Origin of the sequence: Alteromonas genovensis, assembly GCF_010500895.1 — a bacterium.
Classification (GTDB): domain Bacteria; phylum Pseudomonadota; class Gammaproteobacteria; order Enterobacterales; family Alteromonadaceae; genus Alteromonas; species Alteromonas genovensis.
Genome location: NZ_JAAAWO010000006.1, coordinates 94,421 through 109,961 on the forward strand (window position 1 = coordinate 94,421; position 15,541 = coordinate 109,961).

Sequence of the window (15,541 nt, forward strand, 5' to 3'; positions counted from 1 at the left end):
TAGTCGAGTCTCAATATGATGAAAAAGGCGCTGTTACAGCGCCTTTTTCGTGGGCATAACGACGTTGGCAAATATGAGTCCTGCCACTAAGGACATGAAAATGAGAAACACTTCTTGGCCTAAATGATCAGCCTGCACAAAGTCTTTTCCTGTCATAAACGAGTTCAGCCCAATGTAGGTTTTTGAGCCTGGTACCAATACTATTAATCCGTGCATAGCCACAATGGTCGCCGGTTGGTTAGCAATGCGGGTAAATCCGTTGGCAAATATGCCTAATGCAAATGCGCCTACGAATGCGCCTAAGCCTGGGCTCATGTAATCGGCACTCCACGCTGTAGCACTGTAGGCAATAAAAGCTGCAGCCAATGCCCACGGTATGTGCTTTACTCGGGTTCTAAAAATGGCCACTAGGGCAATGCACAGCAATAATACCGATAGCCAGGTTGCCCAGTAAGGAAGTGACTGCGCCGGAGTATAGATGTTTTCGCCAAACAAATTAAAGCCTGCAGTAACGCCAAGAAATGCCCCAAAATACAGTTTAAATAACTGCATAATGGCATCCATGGTACGCGCTGTTCCCGACACCATATTCCTCGAAGACAATTCCGCTAGCCCCATAGTTAGGGCAAGACCAGGAACAAATACAATTACCGATGACAGCACAACGAGGGGAATGTTAATGCCAGGGTCTACATAGCTGCCAATGGCGCAAGTTAATAGGCCTGCGATAAACGCGGTCATTGGCTCTAGCATTAAGTTAACTCGTTTAGAGCGGGTCGCCCAAAGCGTCCATACAAAGGCAAGTAAGCCAAGAGCGCTAGACCATCCAATTTCAGACCAGCTGGCTCCCATCAGCATAGCGAATGCGCCGGTGGCCATGCCATAAGCAATACCGGTTGGTAGTTTGCCGTATAGGCTACCCATTGCGTCTATTTCGTCTAGGCGAGTATTGGCTTCACTTAAGGAGAGTTCGCCTTTTAATAAGGAGCTGGCTAGCTCATCGGTTAGCGAGAGCGCATTCATGTCTAACTCTCCAGGCATTAGGCGCGCGGAGTGGTTGTATTCGTCTTCGTGGCGATCGCTCCAAATAACGATGGTTAACGACGTAGGCGTAGAAATGAATGAGGCGTGGACACCCAGGTACGTGGCAATTTCAGTTAGGTAGGCCTCTAGTCTGAATGCAGGTGTACCGTACTTGTGCAGCATTTTGCCAAGCTTAACAATAAACTTTCGAATTTGAATAAATTCAATTGTGTCCAACAGCGTTCCTTAGTGAGTTAGGGCCAAAAACAAATACTTGCACCATTCTTTAAACAGGATTCAGGTTAAATAGCGAGTGAAAAAGCGTTTAAAGATGCAGCCATACATGCTGCTTAAAAAAGTATAGGGCAACACATAACGTCTGGCTAAAATTTGTGCGGAGTGTACGGGCGCTTGTTTGCGAAAGCAAAACAAATTTTCTCGCTTTTGATATTAGAAAAAATAATACTGCGCTATAGCAGGTTCTACTGTGGCAGGTACAAAAAAACGCGTCTTTATTTTCATAAAAGCGCGTTTTAAATTGTGTAGCTTATTTGTTTAGCTTACGTGTAAAAAAACACGGTGTGCCACGCCACATTAGCCCGCTATTTGTTGCCCTTCTTTGTAAAGCTGAAGTGCTGTTGCGGTATCGTGCTGACGTTCGCTAATGGCTGACAGTAGTAGTAAGTCTTCTCTGCGCGATGCCATTTTGGTGGCTTTTAGTAGCGCTTTTTCTGCCAATACATCGTCGCCGGAATTAAAGGCCACTTGTCCTAAGGTAGAGTATAGCTCGATGTTCTTTTCGTCTTTTTTAATCCAGCCCTCTAATAGGCGCAGAGACGGCGACGAATCGGGAATGTTAAGCTGAGTAAACAGAGGGAATAAGCTGCTGTTTGGCCCTCGTTTCTGCCATTCTACTAATAAGGTTTGCGCATCAGAGTGCATGCCTTGGTCGAGCAGCTGCTGAACATACGCTGCCTGATAAATATCGTCGTTGCGCATTTTACGGGGTAAGTCTTCCCAGTAACTCTTAAGCTCAACAGCGCCTTGCTTACTGGCAATTTCTGCAAACTTACCTTTGGCAATGCGCTGCGACCAGGCTTTGTAGTCCTCTTTCGCCAGGGCTTTTCGCCATCCTGATAGTTTGTTCTGCAGCTCTTGCCATTTACCCAGTTCCGCTAGTATTTGTGCTTTAAGGCGAATAACCTGCTTATTCTCTTGGTCTTTCTCATCTAGCGCATTTAGCTTTTCTAATGCTTCGGTATGTTTACCTTCACTAATATCAATGCGAGCTTGCATAACCGTAGCGGCTACTTTTGCATTGGCGTAATCACTTGCTTGCTCTAAAAAGTAACGGGCTTTGTTTAGCTCGCCACTTGTAAACGCAATTTGCGCAGAGGCAAGATAATTTACCCCTTCAAAATCGCCGTTAGTGGTTTTGCCTAACGATTTTTGAGCCAATTCAATATCGCCTGCGGCCATGGCGTGTAAGCCATCATAAAAGGCGCGCTTGCGCTTGCGTTCGCCTAAGGTGCCAAACCAGCGATGAGAGCCAGTAATTAAACTAAGCGCCCAAAGTGTTAATCGAGACAGCACGTACCAGGCGATTACGGCGCCTATTACCAGAATGCAAAAGCTGATCACCGTCATTTCTACCGCGGTTTCACCGAGGGATATTAATACGTAACCTTTGTCGCCTAAAATCATAGGCCCAACAATAAGCGCGACAACGAATGCGGCTAATACCGCAAGGGCAATAGCTAACCATTTCATAGTGCGCTTGCTCCTTGACCAAAGACCTGTTTAACACGGCGGTCTAGAAGTTGCTCTAGCGGCTTTTGCGATACAAGCTCGGTAGGAATAGGGCGCGCCACATCAGTTTCTAGCAAGTTTTGTAAAGCGTTAACAAACCCGCTTACCTGGCTTTTCTCTGTATCAAACTTTTCAATAAGCAAGGTTTGTGCATATTGCAGAGACTGTTTATAAAGACCGGCGTCGGCAGTTAATGCACCAGATTGTGCGTGCATAAGCTGCAGTCGCAGTTGCTCTTTAATAAGGAACTGCGCTTCTAGCGACAATACCGGCTCAATAGGGCCTTCAATAGATTTTACCGTTAAGAAGTCATCAACTAATGAGTGCCATACTTTTGCTAAGTTGTCTTTCCAGTCGTCGGTAGACTCAGAAAGGGCATTATCTGCAGCGTCTTTATCTTCAGGCTTTTCAAAAGTGTCTAAGGGCAGTTTATCAATTTGCGCTACCATGCCAGTTAGCGCTAACGCTACCGAACTCTGCGACACAGGGTTTAGCTGCTGAAGGGTTTGAATATCTTGTGCTAATGCGGCGCGTACGGGCAATACCGACGGATCGGCTAACGATTTTAAGCGTTTGTCAGCGTTTACTAGCAATAAGATAGCGGTGCGAACGTCGTTCTCTAGCCACAGCTTTCGCCCAGCCATACGCACTAAATAGTCAGCTTCGGCAATAAGCCAGTCTGCTGGGCGACGCCCTTCCATTTGATTTAGTTGCTCAAGGGTAGACTCTGCTTGTAAAGACAGAGTTTCGTTTTGCTTTTGAAGATCGCTAATGGTGTCTTTTAAAGCGTCGTTATCACGAGCAATTCGGCTAAGCGTGCTGTTTACGTCGTCTTTTGCAGAAGCTAATGCATTAATCTTTGCCGTAGTTTGCTGCTGTGCACTTGTCATAGAACTGCTGCTTGATTGCTGCTGCGTGTAATACCAGTAGCCAGCGCCGGCGAGGCCTATTAATAATAAGAAGAGAATAAAAACGACAAACCACAGTAGGCCATTTCCAGATGACTTCTTTTTTGCCTTTTTGTTGGCGTCTGGCTTGGCAGTAGTTGTTGAATCTTCTGCATTGCGTTTTACATCGACACCAATCACTGCGTCATCAGTCTCTTTGCTATCTTGCACGCCATTATCTTTATTATCGGCCATTCAATACTCCCAGTTGTCCTTTACCCAAGCAATCAACGCTTGGTCAGTGGCACGGTGGCATACAAACACCTCTGTCACTCCACGTTTTCTCAGCGATACGGCTATGCGTTCGCTAACCGTAAGCCAGGGCAGAGATAAAATTGCATGCCCTTGGCTGTGTATAAGTTGCATTGCCATTGCTTCGCTTGTAGCGATGATGCCGCGAACATCTTCAACTTTCCAGCACTTTGTGTAAATTGGGTCAGTAAGTTGCTCGGTTCGGTATACGCAGAAGCTCTGACACGAGGCTCCTTTTGCAGTCAGTCCGTCAGCTATGAGCTGTCTACCGCCTTCTCCTTTTATAATAACCACTTGTTTGCCCTTTGCCTCATTGAGTAGAGGCATAGCCAATATACCTTCTGATGTATGTATCTCAGGAGTCAGTATAACGAGCGGTGATATTTGCTGTGGTATAGCACAAAGGGCGTGATGAAGTTTTTTAGCAGTGGCATCACCAACGGCAATAATTAACGGTAGGCTACTGTTAGGCACCGCTTTTTCAATCAGTGACTGCACCGCATCTTCAGCCGCATCAACAGCGTAAACACTGGTGACAATGATCACATCTACCCTCGTTTCTGCTAAAAATGTACTAATAGCATTGCGTTCCGATTTCACGTAAACAATGTCGCAGGTGGCCGCGCCCACTGCATCAAGCCCGGCAGCATCAAACGCTTTTGCGCTAGAGGCAAGCTTTGGCAGAGGGCGGGTAAAAAGCAGCACTTGGGGTTACTTACTCGTAAAGGGCTTTTAAAATTTCGCCAGCGCCTTGCTCTAGAAGCGCATCGGCAACTTCAACACCAATGTCTTTTGCTTTTTCTGCAGACGCGGTAGCCGAGGCAAACAGTAATGTTGTGCCATCGGGTTTTCCAACCATTCCGGTTAGTGTCAGTGTATTACCGTCGAGGGTAGCAAAACTACCAATAGGTACCTGACAGCCGCCTTCAAGACGCTCGTTCATTGCGCGCTCTGCAGTTACTCGCACATGAGTTTCGTCGTGGTTTAACGCGCTCAATAATTCAATAAGCTGGGAATCGTCGTTGCGACATTCAATGCCTACAGCGCCTTGGCCTACTGCTGGCAAAGACACTTCAGCTGGTAATGCCATTTTTATGCGGTCTTGCATGTTCAATCGAATAAGGCCCGCCGACGCTAAAATGATAGCGTCGTAGTCGCCGGCATCAAGTTTGGCTAATCGGGTATTAACGTTACCGCGCAAGTCTTTAATAATGAGGTCGGGGCGGTGTTTGCGAATTTGGCACTGACGGCGCAGGCTGCTGGTTCCAACTACGGCACCATTTGGCAAGGCATCTACGCTGTCATAGTGATTAGACACAAAAGCATCAAACGGATTTTCACGTTCGCAAATGGCGTGTAACCCAAACTCCTCAGGGAACGCCACCGGTACATCTTTCATTGAGTGCACAGCAATGTCGGCTCGGCCTTCAAGCATGGCAATTTCAAGCTCTTTAATGAAAAGGCCTTTACCGCCAATTTTGGCAAGGGGTGTATCTAAAATCTTGTCGCCCTGCGTACTCATCGGCACCAACTCAACGGTTAGCGATGGATAGTGCTTTAATAACTCTGCTTTCACATACTCGGCTTGCCATAGCGCTAGTGCACTTTTTCTGGTTGCAATTCGAATGGTGCGAGACGTACCTTGGTGACTCATGATAATTCCACGCTATAAATAGTTAAAATGATGTCGATGCTAACACTAGGCTATAATGCTGCTCAAATTGGATGCGATACCTGACATTTAGAATTATACTCAGGAAAACGTAAGCTATATTATACGCATATCAGACAAAAATGTGTTGAATTCACGTGGTTTTCCTCTGGTTTATATGGAACAAATGCATTGAGTCCCGCGTATTAAAATTTTAAAGAGGCACCGTCTGAAGTGCCACCACTACGTTTAATGAGTAAGAGCTAGGTATATGGAACATTCATTTCTACGCCACCTATTAAAAGGCGCGCACAAGGACGAAGCTGAAGCAAGGCGTCGCCGCTTAACGTTGTATTTTATTTCCTATGTAGGTGGCACCCTCATGGCTATTATGGCGGGAATAAATGTAGGTGGTGATAACCCATTTTTAATTGCCGCGCTGGCAGTATCAGCCACGGTTATTTACCTTAACGTAATAGCCTCGCATATTTTTCCCCACTCAGACGTTTCTTATTATGTAGCAGGTCTTATTGTTCTGTTTACTTTTAATGCGCTTATTTACACGGGGGGATACAACAATACCGGCCTGTATTTTTTATACCCGCTTATCTTTGTTCAGATTATTGTAGTGAGCTTTAGGCCAGCGCTACTTTATGTAGCAGCCACCATGATGTTGGCTGTTGTTATGCTATTTAATCAGCATCTTATTTACGCACAATACGCTGAAGAAGACGTGTCCCGTTTTCTTATCTCTATGGGGTGCTTTATTTGCGTTGCCTTTATTGCGGAAAACTTTTGGCATCAGAGCAGAAAGGAAATGCTAGAAGAAAACCTAGAGCGCACGCGTCAGGCCAACACCGACCCCCTTACTAAACTGCCAAACCGACGATTCTTAGAAGCGGTATATTTTGAAAAAGTGTCGAAAGACCCCGTCAGCTACTTTCCACTCAGCACGGTTGTCGTTGATATAGACCACTTTAAAGTGATTAACGATTCCTACGGACATGATGTGGGCGATGAAGTACTTATACAGTTTACCGAGATAATGAAAAGCGCAGTGCGCACAACGGACATTGTAGCGCGCACTGGTGGCGAAGAGTTTTTGGTGATATTTCCAAAAGCGACGTTGACTCAGGCGGTAAAATTAGCCGAGATTATTCGCGCTAAAGTGGAGGCCAAGCCTTTTGATAAAGGTGATATTCATCACAAGATAACGGCAAGTTTTGGCGTAGCAACCGCGTTAACCGATGGCAACATCAATGCGACATTAAAGCAGGCCGATGACAACTTGTATCAAGCTAAAAACAGCGGCAGAAACAAGGTTGTGTGAGGTTCAGGGCTTAAGGCTTAAGTTAAAACAGCCAGACACGTTCTCTTAAGCCCGGCTTTTCAAAACGCAAGCCCATAAAACCTGAGCTCACAAAACCTCATTCCATACAAAGCACTCTTACGAAAGCACCGACTGCAGCCATGCGCTGATATCATTCAACTCCTGCATGCATACGTTATGCTGCATCGTGTAGGTTTGCCATGTGGCGTTAAATACGTTTTCTGTCATGGTTTTAAACGCGGCATTACCCATAAATACAGGTACCACTTCGTCTTGCTCTCCGTGAGCCATCATTACCGGTGTTTGTTTATTAATGTCGTTGGCTTGATTTGCTAGCAATGAGGGTTCACACATATAAGTGGATAACGCCAACACACCTGCCAGTTTTGCGTTAAATCGAGGAGCAAGATGCAACGCAATTACGCCGCCTTGTGAAAAGCCTGCAAGCACAATGCGATTTGCGGGAATGCCGCTGTCTATTTGCGCGTTAATCAGCTGCTCTACCAGACGTGCAGATTCTTCTACGCCATCTAAATCGGCGCGACTTTCAAAATCGAGAGACTTTATATCGTACCAAGCTCGCATTCTCATACCGCCGTTAATAGTAACAGGGCGTTCAGGAGCGTGAGGAAAAAGAAACTTAATTGCCATAGAGCCTGGAAGCTTGAGTTCTGGAACAATTGGCGCGAAACCATGCCCTGAATCGCCGAGGCCGTGTAACCAAATAACGCAGGCATCTGGTGTGGAAGAAGGCGTGTTTTCTACACAGGGTAAAAGTGGTTGGGTCATTGTCTCTGTTCCTAGTGAGTTATTATTCACAACCTTCATCGGCGGGTTGTTTCGTTGTGATTCATTCTGCTATCTAAAAACACGTAATAAACCTGACTCACTTTCTCGAAACACAGCGACAGGGTATTTGCTTACGTGATAGTTACGGCATGAACATCCAATATGCTATCATTGACATATAAAATCACCATACTTTAACAAAACTTTATTATTACATGGCCTCACTACTCGGTAATTTGTTTATTCTTGCAGCTCCCTCTGGGGCTGGAAAATCTAGCCTTATCAAGGCATTAATGGAAAAGTATGAGGGCAATGCTAACACCCCCATGCAGGTGTCTGTATCGCACACCACACGACAACCTCGGCCTGGCGAAGTAGACGGGGTGCACTATCATTTTGTTACACGCGAACAGTTTGAAGCGTTAATCGAGCAAGGCGTTTTCTTTGAATACGCGGAAGTGTTTGGTAATTATTACGGTACGTCGCGAGTGACTATCGAGCAAACGCTGTATCGTGGAATAGACGTATTCCTAGACATCGATTGGCAAGGTGCGCGGCAAGTGACAAAGCTAATGCCCGATACCTGCGGCATCTTCATTTTACCGCCATCATTAGATGTTTTAGAGCAACGCTTGAATCACCGCGGCCAAGACAGCGATGAAGTTATTGCTAGTCGTATGGCGAAGGCTGTGGATGAAATGTCCCACTTTAACGAGTTCGGCCACATCATTATTAACGATGACTTTGCTACGGCATTAAATGAATTAGAGGCAATTGTGACTGCCCAGCGCCTGCGCTCTGCAAAGCAACAAATTCGCCATCAGCCACTATTCGACTCGCTGCTAGGTACTGCTTAGTAGGCACTGCAAAACTCAATTAACACTCAGTGCTCGCGCTTCTCCTAACACAGTAGGATCGGCGCGATCCTACTGTGTTATATTTCAACAAAGTGCTAGGATCGCAATTGGTATGCGTGTATACTGCGTGGCTGTTTTTTGTATTCCTCGCTCAACCTGATTTTCGGAGAAATAGATGGCTCGCGTAACTGTAGAAGATGCCGTAGATAAAATTGGTAACCGCTTTGACCTAGTGCTAGTTGCTGCTCGTCGTGCACGTCAAATCGCCACTGGCGGGAGAGACCCTATGGTTGACGTTCAAAACGACAAGCCAACCGTAACGGCTTTGCGTGAAATTGAAGAAGGTTTGGTTACAGCAGCCACCCTTGAACAAGATGCTCTTCAAACACAAGAGCGTGAAGACAACGTAGAGTTTTCTTCTGTTGCGAATATCCTATCTGAACAGTAAATTCTATTCAGATAGACGATGTAACCAACCCTTTTTAGGGCGGTTACATGCAAATTTGCGCCAGTGCTTTGAAAAAAGCACTGGCGCTTTGCTTTTAGCGTATTGGATTAATGCGAAAATAAACGTATTCTAAGGGTAATACTGGAATTAGGGGCCATTTTACACTGTGTATTTGTTTGAAGGTTTAAAGCAGAAAGTTGTTAAGTATTTGCCCGCTGATTTAGTGCAGCTGGTTCAAGATGCCTTCATTCTGGCTCAAGAGGCCCACGATGGTCAAATGCGTTCTAGTGGCGACCCGTACATCACACACCCTGTCGCAGTAGCCAGCATACTTGCCGATATGCATCTGGACCATGAAACCCTCATGGCTGCTTTACTACACGATGTTATTGAAGATACTCACTACAGTCAGGACGACCTTGCCAAAGCCTTTGGCGATACGGTTGCTGAACTGGTAGAGGGTGTAAGTAAACTAGATAAAATTGCATTTAGCAGCAAACAAGAAGCGCAGGCAGAAAACTTCCGTAAAATGATGATGGCCATGGTACAAGACATCAGGGTTATTCTTATTAAGCTTGCCGATCGAACCCACAATATGAGAACGCTGGGGTCTTTGCGACCAGACAAGCGCCGTCGCATTGCTCTTGAAACGTTAGAGATTTATTCGCCTATTGCCCACCGCTTGGGTATCCACGATATTAAAAATGAGCTTGAAGACTTGGGTTTCCAAGCGATGTATCCCATGCGTCATCGTGCGCTAAAATCTGCAGTGCGCCAGGCTAGAGGCAATCGAAAAGAAATTATCGAGAATATTCGCGAAGAGCTGAGTCTTCGGTTAGATGCGTATGGCATTGAATCTAACGTGTTAGGCCGTGAAAAACATTTGTACTCTATTTATCGAAAGATGAAAAACAAAGAGCTTATGTTCGGCGAGGTCATGGACGTATATGCATTTCGCATCGTGGTGGATTCTGTAGACAACTGCTATCGAGCATTTGGTGCCATGCACGGCTTGTATAAGCCTATTGAAAACCGCTTCAAGGACTATATTGCGATTCCTCGTACCAACGGCTATCAGTCGCTGCATACTTCACTTATCGGCCCCCATGGTATTCCGGTGGAAGTTCAAATTAGAACCCACGAAATGGACCAAATGGCAGACAAAGGCGTTGCCGCGCACTGGCTTTATAAAGAGCCTGGTGACAGTGGCACCACAGCGCAAATGCGGGCCAGAAAATGGGCACAAAGCCTATTAGAACTTCAGCAATCAGCAAGTTCGTCGTTTGAATTTATCGAATCGGTAAAAACAGACTTGTTCCCGGATGAAATTTACGTATTTACTCCCGATGGCCGCATTATAGAACTTCCTATGGGCGCAACTGCTGTGGACTTTGCTTATGCAGTTCACTCCGATGTAGGTAACACCTGTGTTGGCGTGCGTGTAGAGCGTCGTAATTTCAGTTTAAGTAAGCCACTAGAAAATGGGCAGACGGTAGAAATTATTACCTCGCCACGGGCAAAGCCTAATGCAAACTGGCTTAACTTTGTGGTGAGCGCCCGAGCACGCACTCGCATTCGCCAGTATTTGCGTAAGCAGCATTCTCAAGAAGCTGTGAATATGGGTAACCGTTTATTACGACATGCCCTTGGCAGTGTGAAATTAGATGAAATTCCCCATGCAGACATTGACCGCGTGGTGGCTGAAACGAAGCATTCCGATTTTGATGCTTTGTTAGTGGATATCGGCCTTGGCAACGAGTTAAGTGCCATTGTGGCGCGGCGTTTATTGGGCGAGAGCACAACCGATCTATCCAATAAGAAAGGCAACGTCGCTATTCGCGGTACAGAAGGCTTGTTAGTGAATTATTCTCGTTGCTGCCACCCCATACCCGATGACGAAATTGTTGCTGTGCTAAGTCCTGGTCGAGGCATGACCATACACCAAACGGGCTGTAATAATATTCGCAAGCTAAGCAAAGAAGAGCCGCAGCGCGTGCTGCCTATGCAATGGGACGATGAACCTCAGGGTGAGTTTAAAGCGTCACTTCGCATTGAGCTGATTAACCATCAAGGTACGCTGGCAACGTTAACAAACACTATCTCTGGGTGTGAGTCCAATATTATTGGTCTGCAAACCGAAGAGAAAGAGAGTAACATCTACTTTATTGACCTAGAGCTAACCACGCACAATCGCGTGCACCTGGCCCGCGTTATGAAGAAAATACGCACCATGCCAGAGGTTCAAAGAGTGTCTCGTCACAGTCAATCTCGACACTAATTTTATCAAAATTTAGGAATATTTATGTCTAAGTCTATTATTCAGACCGATAAGGCACCTGCTGCTATTGGTACTTACAGCCAAGCGGCTAAAGCCGGCACTACGGTATATGTTTCAGGTCAAATTCCACTTGTACCAGAAACAATGGAAATGGTGTCTGAAGAGTTCGAAGCACAAGCCGTTCAGGTATTTGAAAACCTAAAAGCAGTGTGTGAAGCAGCTGGCGGCACCACTAACGATTTAGTAAAGGTAAACATCTTTCTCATCGATTTAGGTCACTTTGCGTTAGTGAACGAAATAATGAGCCGTTATTTCAACCAGCCTTACCCAGCTCGTGCTGCGGTACAGGTGTCTGCACTACCTAAAGGCGCTCAAATAGAGATAGACGGAGTTATGGAGCTGCCGGAGTAAGCCATGTCGCCAGAGCGTTATCAGCGCATACGATCTGTGCTGGACAAAAGGCAAACCGACCTTACGGTTTGCTTAGAAAATGTGCATAAACCACATAATGTGTCAGCTGTCGTGCGCACCTGCGATGCCGTAGGCATTCATCGTGTGCACACGGTGTGGGAAAAGAAATACCAATTTCGTGGCGGTACCGCCATGGGCAGTCAAGATTGGGTGCGTCAAACCAATCACGACAATATTGGTAGTGCCATGGACACATTGAAAGCGCAGAATATGCAGGTGCTGGTTACTCACTTGTCTGACTCGGCTATCGATTTTCGCGATGTGGATTACACCAAACCCACCGCCATTTTGTTTGGTCAGGAAAAATACGGTGCCACTGACGAAGCTATTGGCCTTGCCGATCAGGACATTGTTATTCCTATGATGGGCATGGTGCAGTCGCTAAACGTGTCTGTAGCGGCAGCGCTTGTGCTTTATGAAGCCCAGCGCCAGCGCACTATTGCCGGTATGTACAACAACCAGCAATTACCAGAGGAAGAGTGCCAAGCATTGGCATTTCAAAATGGTTATCCGCGTTTGTTTAAGTTATGCACACGCAAAGGCCTGCCTTATCCCGCAATCAATAACATGGGTGAAGTGATTGCCGATGAAAGTTGGTGGCGTGAAATGCAAATAACCAAAGCTGAGGCTGAAGCACTAGAAGCCAACTAGCAAGTGGTGTAAGCCTAAGGCCAGTCAGTAAAAACTGGCCTAAAGCGTACTCGCCAACCCCGCAACAATCCTTTACACTTCATTTATCGTTTTAGTATCACAATCAACCGTTTGAATTGAGGATTAGGCTGCATGCAAGCACTCGCCACCACACCTATCACTGCCCTTAAAGGGGTAGGCGCAAAGGTGGCAGAAAAACTCAACAAAATCGGCTTGTTTACGCTGCAAGATATTCTATTTCATCTTCCCCTTCGCTATGAAGACAGAACTCGCGTTTACAGTGTTGCTGAATGCCGTCCTTTTACCCATGTAAGTGTGCAGGGCGAAGTGATGAATGCCGATATTCAGTATGGCAAAAAGCGAATGCTGGTCGTCAAAATTAGTGATGGCACGGGCACAATAACGCTGCGCTTTTTTCACTTTGGTGCAGTGCAGCGAACAATGATGACCCCTGGCAACGTAGTTCGTTGTTTTGGGGAAATTCGCACGGGCAAATGGGGCATCGAAATGATGCATCCCGAATTTAAAGTGGTAGATGAAGACGCGCCGCCAATTGAAGAGTCGTTAACCCCTGTTTATCCAACGACAGAGGGCATTAAACAGCTTACCCTTCGCAACTTAACCGAGCAGGCATTAGCGCTTTTAGATAAAGGCGCTTTAACAGATTTATTGCCAGAGGGTATCTACGATAATCAAGTTTCCCTTAATGAAGCCCTGCACACAGTGCATCGCCCGCCTCCAGATGCCGATGTGCATGAAATAGAAGAGGGGCTTCACCCTGCTCAATACCGTCTTATTCTTGAAGAGCTATTATCCCACAACTTAAGCGTACTTAAAGTACGTAAGCAGTCAGACGCCCAGCCGGGCATAGCCATAAAAGTAGATGACAACCTGATTGGAAAAATGCTGGCACAGCTGCCATTCTCGCCTACCGGCGCACAGCAGCGGGTAGTGAAAGATATTCAGCTAGACATGCAGCGCGCCAGACCTATGATGAGACTGGTGCAGGGCGATGTAGGCTCGGGTAAAACCCTAGTGGCAGCCCTTGCTGCTTTATCAGCAATTGGCGCAGGTCATCAAGTGGCGTTAATGGCGCCCACCGAGCTATTAGCAGAGCAGCACGCTAATAATTTTAGAGGTTGGCTAGAGCCACTAGGTATTGAGGTAGGCTGGTTAGCAGGCAAGCTTAAAGGCAAAGCTCGAAGCGATGTGCTGGCAAGGCTTGAAGCCGGCGATGTGCAAATGCTGGTGGGTACCCATGCTGTTTTTCAGGAAAGCGTAAATTACCAGCAGCTGGCATTAGTTATTGTTGATGAGCAGCATCGATTTGGCGTACATCAACGACTTGCACTGCGAGATAAGGGCGAGCAGCAAGGGCGCTTTCCCCATCAACTTATTATGACGGCAACGCCCATACCGCGTACCCTTGCCATGACGGCCTACGCCGACTTAGACACATCAATTATTGATGAGCTACCGCCGGGGCGAACCCCAGTTACTACGGTGGTATTGCCCGATACCCGTCGCGCGGATGTTATAGAGCGGGTGCGTCAGGCATGCAAAGACAACGGCAGGCAAGCGTATTGGGTGTGCACGCTAATAGATGAATCTGAAGTATTAGAATGCCAAGCAGCCGAAGAGGCTGCTATTACCCTGCGTACCGCACTGCCAGATTTACAGGTTGGTTTAGTGCATGGGCGATTAAAGTCTGCTGAAAAAGCCCAAGTCATGGCCGATTTCAAAGAAGGGAAGCTTGATTTGCTGGTTGCCACCACGGTCATTGAAGTGGGCGTAGATGTACCCAACGCAAGCATAATGATAATCGAAAATCCCGAACGCCTTGGTTTAGCGCAGCTGCATCAGCTGCGCGGTCGAGTTGGGCGCGGCGCGGTGGAAAGCCAGTGTGTGCTTATGTATCAAAGCCCGCTATCTAAAACCGCCACTCAGCGACTAGGTGTATTAAGAGAAAGTAGCGATGGCTTTTATATCGCTCAGCGAGACTTAGAAATACGCGGGCCGGGTGAGTTTATGGGCACGCGGCAAACCGGCATGGCAGAGCTTAAAATAGCCGATTTAGTGCGCGATGCAGCGCTCATCCCTAAAGTACAAGAGATTGCTTATACCATGTGGGACAAATACCCCTCCCATGCGCAGGCCATTATTAATCGCTGGATTGGTCATAAGGAGCAGTATGGCAATGCCTAATAATACAAACATTAGTGCGTCAGACCGCTCGGTTCCCACACCCTCAGTGCTAATGCCGGTAACGGTTGCTACCGACACAAGCAGTAACTTGTATGAAGGTGACAGACTGCTACTTAACGACGTGGCCGTAAAGTGGGCCGAGGCGATACTTATAGAAGAAAACAAGCCTAATGAGGGGTTGTATTTACAGATAAAAGACAATGTACTGGGTTTAGCCGATGCCAGTGAGAAAAAGGTACTGCCCGTTGAGGTTGATTTTGCCTCTCCTGCCAGCATGTATCGCAAGCAGCATGGCGGCGGAAGGAAAGAGCCCATAGTGAAAGCCGTTGGCTTAAAAGGGAATGACAGCTGGCATGTTGTAGATGCCACACCCGGGCTTGGCCGCGATGCCTTTGTTATGGCAGGTGTGGGGTGCAAGGTTACCATGATAGAGCGTTCGCCCATCGTTGCCGCGTTATTAGAAGACGGTATTAGGCGACTAGCGATACATTTTCCAGAACTTGCTGAGAGAATTTCACTTCAACATGGAAATAGTGCAGAGGTGATGCAATACTTCGAAGGTGAGAGTGTGAATGCTATTTACTTAGACCCAATGTTCCCACATAAAAAGAAATCAGCCTTTGTGAAAAAAGAAATGCGGTTGTTTCAACAATTGCTTGGTCACGATCCAGATGCAGATGCGTTATTACCGCCGGCGCTTAAGCTTGCTACACACCGCGTGGTGGTTAAACGTCCAAACAGTGCAGATGTATTAGCAGGTGAAAAACCATCAATGGCTATTGAAAGTAAGAAACACAGATTTGATGTGTATTTGTGTCAAAATAAATAGG

General features: G+C 46.6%; 14 protein-coding genes. 8 read left to right on the top strand and 6 right to left on the bottom strand.

Annotated elements, in window-relative coordinates; genetic code table 11:
- Positions 1–33 precede the first annotated feature (33 nt).
- The 5 genes from GTQ48_RS09905 to hemC form a co-directional block, all read right to left on the bottom strand.
- A complete protein-coding gene (locus GTQ48_RS09905) occupies positions 34–1,260 on the bottom strand; it encodes a threonine/serine exporter family protein (RefSeq protein WP_163106542.1) in 1,227 nt (408 codons plus the stop codon).
- A 357-nt stretch (positions 1,261–1,617) separates the two neighbouring features.
- The gene (locus GTQ48_RS09910; protein WP_163106543.1) at positions 1,618–2,793 is read right to left on the bottom strand and encodes a heme biosynthesis HemY N-terminal domain-containing protein; all 1,176 of its coding nucleotides are present in this window, start codon (positions 2,791–2,793) and stop codon (positions 1,618–1,620) included.
- Positions 2,790–3,974 carry a uroporphyrinogen-III C-methyltransferase gene (locus tag GTQ48_RS09915; RefSeq protein ID WP_163106544.1) on the bottom strand — a complete coding sequence of 395 codons (1,185 nt, stop codon included), beginning with the start codon at positions 3,972–3,974 and terminating at the stop codon, positions 2,790–2,792. The genes GTQ48_RS09910 and GTQ48_RS09915 overlap by 4 nt, the downstream gene beginning before the upstream one ends.
- On the bottom strand, positions 3,975–4,736 hold the full coding sequence (locus tag GTQ48_RS09920) for a uroporphyrinogen-III synthase (RefSeq protein ID WP_163106545.1): 762 nt from the start codon (positions 4,734–4,736) through the stop codon (positions 3,975–3,977). It abuts the gene before it with no gap.
- Positions 4,737–4,746: 10 nt separating this feature from the next.
- Positions 4,747–5,685: a hydroxymethylbilane synthase gene (hemC, locus tag GTQ48_RS09925; protein ID WP_163106546.1), complete on the bottom strand. Its 939-nt coding sequence runs from the start codon at positions 5,683–5,685 to the stop codon at positions 4,747–4,749.
- A gap of 268 nt (positions 5,686–5,953) precedes the next feature.
- Between hemC and GTQ48_RS09930 the strand changes: the two genes are divergently transcribed.
- Positions 5,954–7,012, top strand: coding sequence for a GGDEF domain-containing protein (locus GTQ48_RS09930; RefSeq protein WP_163106547.1), 1,059 nt, complete (start codon positions 5,954–5,956; stop codon positions 7,010–7,012).
- 117 nt (positions 7,013–7,129) lie between these two features.
- Here GTQ48_RS09930 and GTQ48_RS09935 read toward each other — a convergent pair whose 3' ends face one another.
- Complete coding sequence (locus GTQ48_RS09935) at positions 7,130–7,801, bottom strand: alpha/beta hydrolase (RefSeq protein WP_163106548.1); 672 nt, start codon at positions 7,799–7,801, stop codon at positions 7,130–7,132.
- A gap of 215 nt (positions 7,802–8,016) precedes the next feature.
- On the opposite strand from GTQ48_RS09935, the gene gmk reads away from it, so the two are divergent.
- The 7 genes from gmk (at position 8,017) to GTQ48_RS09970 (ending at position 15,540) form a co-directional block, all read left to right on the top strand.
- Entirely contained in the window at positions 8,017–8,658 is a 642-nt protein-coding gene (gmk, locus tag GTQ48_RS09940; RefSeq protein ID WP_163106549.1) for a guanylate kinase, read from the top strand.
- A gap of 175 nt (positions 8,659–8,833) precedes the next feature.
- Complete coding sequence (rpoZ, locus tag GTQ48_RS09945) at positions 8,834–9,106, top strand: DNA-directed RNA polymerase subunit omega (RefSeq protein ID WP_163106550.1); 273 nt, start codon at positions 8,834–8,836, stop codon at positions 9,104–9,106.
- A 166-nt stretch (positions 9,107–9,272) separates the two neighbouring features.
- Positions 9,273–11,384: a bifunctional GTP diphosphokinase/guanosine-3',5'-bis pyrophosphate 3'-pyrophosphohydrolase gene (spoT, locus tag GTQ48_RS09950; protein ID WP_163106551.1), complete on the top strand. Its 2,112-nt coding sequence runs from the start codon at positions 9,273–9,275 to the stop codon at positions 11,382–11,384.
- Between the two features lie 24 nt (positions 11,385–11,408).
- On the top strand, positions 11,409–11,795 hold the full coding sequence (locus GTQ48_RS09955; RefSeq protein ID WP_032094693.1) for a RidA family protein: 387 nt from the start codon (positions 11,409–11,411) through the stop codon (positions 11,793–11,795).
- 3 nt (positions 11,796–11,798) lie between these two features.
- On the top strand, positions 11,799–12,506 hold the full coding sequence (gene trmH / locus GTQ48_RS09960; protein WP_163106552.1) for a tRNA (guanosine(18)-2'-O)-methyltransferase TrmH: 708 nt from the start codon (positions 11,799–11,801) through the stop codon (positions 12,504–12,506).
- A gap of 132 nt (positions 12,507–12,638) precedes the next feature.
- Entirely contained in the window at positions 12,639–14,711 is a 2,073-nt protein-coding gene (gene recG, locus GTQ48_RS09965; RefSeq protein WP_163106553.1) for an ATP-dependent DNA helicase RecG, read from the top strand.
- Positions 14,704–15,540, top strand: a complete 837-nt coding sequence (locus GTQ48_RS09970; protein WP_239060070.1) for a class I SAM-dependent methyltransferase — start codon at positions 14,704–14,706, stop codon at positions 15,538–15,540. The genes recG and GTQ48_RS09970 overlap by 8 nt, the downstream gene beginning before the upstream one ends.
- Position 15,541: the final 1 nt, after the last annotated feature.

What these genes read in the sequence shown, in the direction of transcription:
- GTQ48_RS09910 (WP_163106543.1), bottom strand. Translation starts at nt 2,793, where the DNA reads ATGAAATGGTTAGCTATTGCCCTTGCGGTATTAGCCGCATTCGTTGTC.
- GTQ48_RS09915 (WP_163106544.1), bottom strand. Translation starts at nt 3,974, where the DNA reads ATGGCCGATAATAAAGATAATGGCGTGCAAGATAGCAAAGAGACTGAT.
- hemC (WP_163106546.1), bottom strand. Translation starts at nt 5,685, where the DNA reads ATGAGTCACCAAGGTACGTCTCGCACCATTCGAATTGCAACCAGAAAA.
- GTQ48_RS09930 (WP_163106547.1), top strand. Translation starts at nt 5,954, where the DNA reads ATGGAACATTCATTTCTACGCCACCTATTAAAAGGCGCGCACAAGGAC.
- GTQ48_RS09935 (WP_163106548.1), bottom strand. Translation starts at nt 7,801, where the DNA reads ATGACCCAACCACTTTTACCCTGTGTAGAAAACACGCCTTCTTCCACA.
- gmk (WP_163106549.1), top strand. Translation starts at nt 8,017, where the DNA reads ATGGCCTCACTACTCGGTAATTTGTTTATTCTTGCAGCTCCCTCTGGG.
- rpoZ (WP_163106550.1), top strand. Translation starts at nt 8,834, where the DNA reads ATGGCTCGCGTAACTGTAGAAGATGCCGTAGATAAAATTGGTAACCGC.
- GTQ48_RS09955 (WP_032094693.1), top strand. Translation starts at nt 11,409, where the DNA reads ATGTCTAAGTCTATTATTCAGACCGATAAGGCACCTGCTGCTATTGGT.
- trmH (WP_163106552.1), top strand. Translation starts at nt 11,799, where the DNA reads ATGTCGCCAGAGCGTTATCAGCGCATACGATCTGTGCTGGACAAAAGG.
- recG (WP_163106553.1), top strand. Translation starts at nt 12,639, where the DNA reads ATGCAAGCACTCGCCACCACACCTATCACTGCCCTTAAAGGGGTAGGC.
- GTQ48_RS09970 (WP_239060070.1), top strand. Translation starts at nt 14,704, where the DNA reads ATGCCTAATAATACAAACATTAGTGCGTCAGACCGCTCGGTTCCCACA.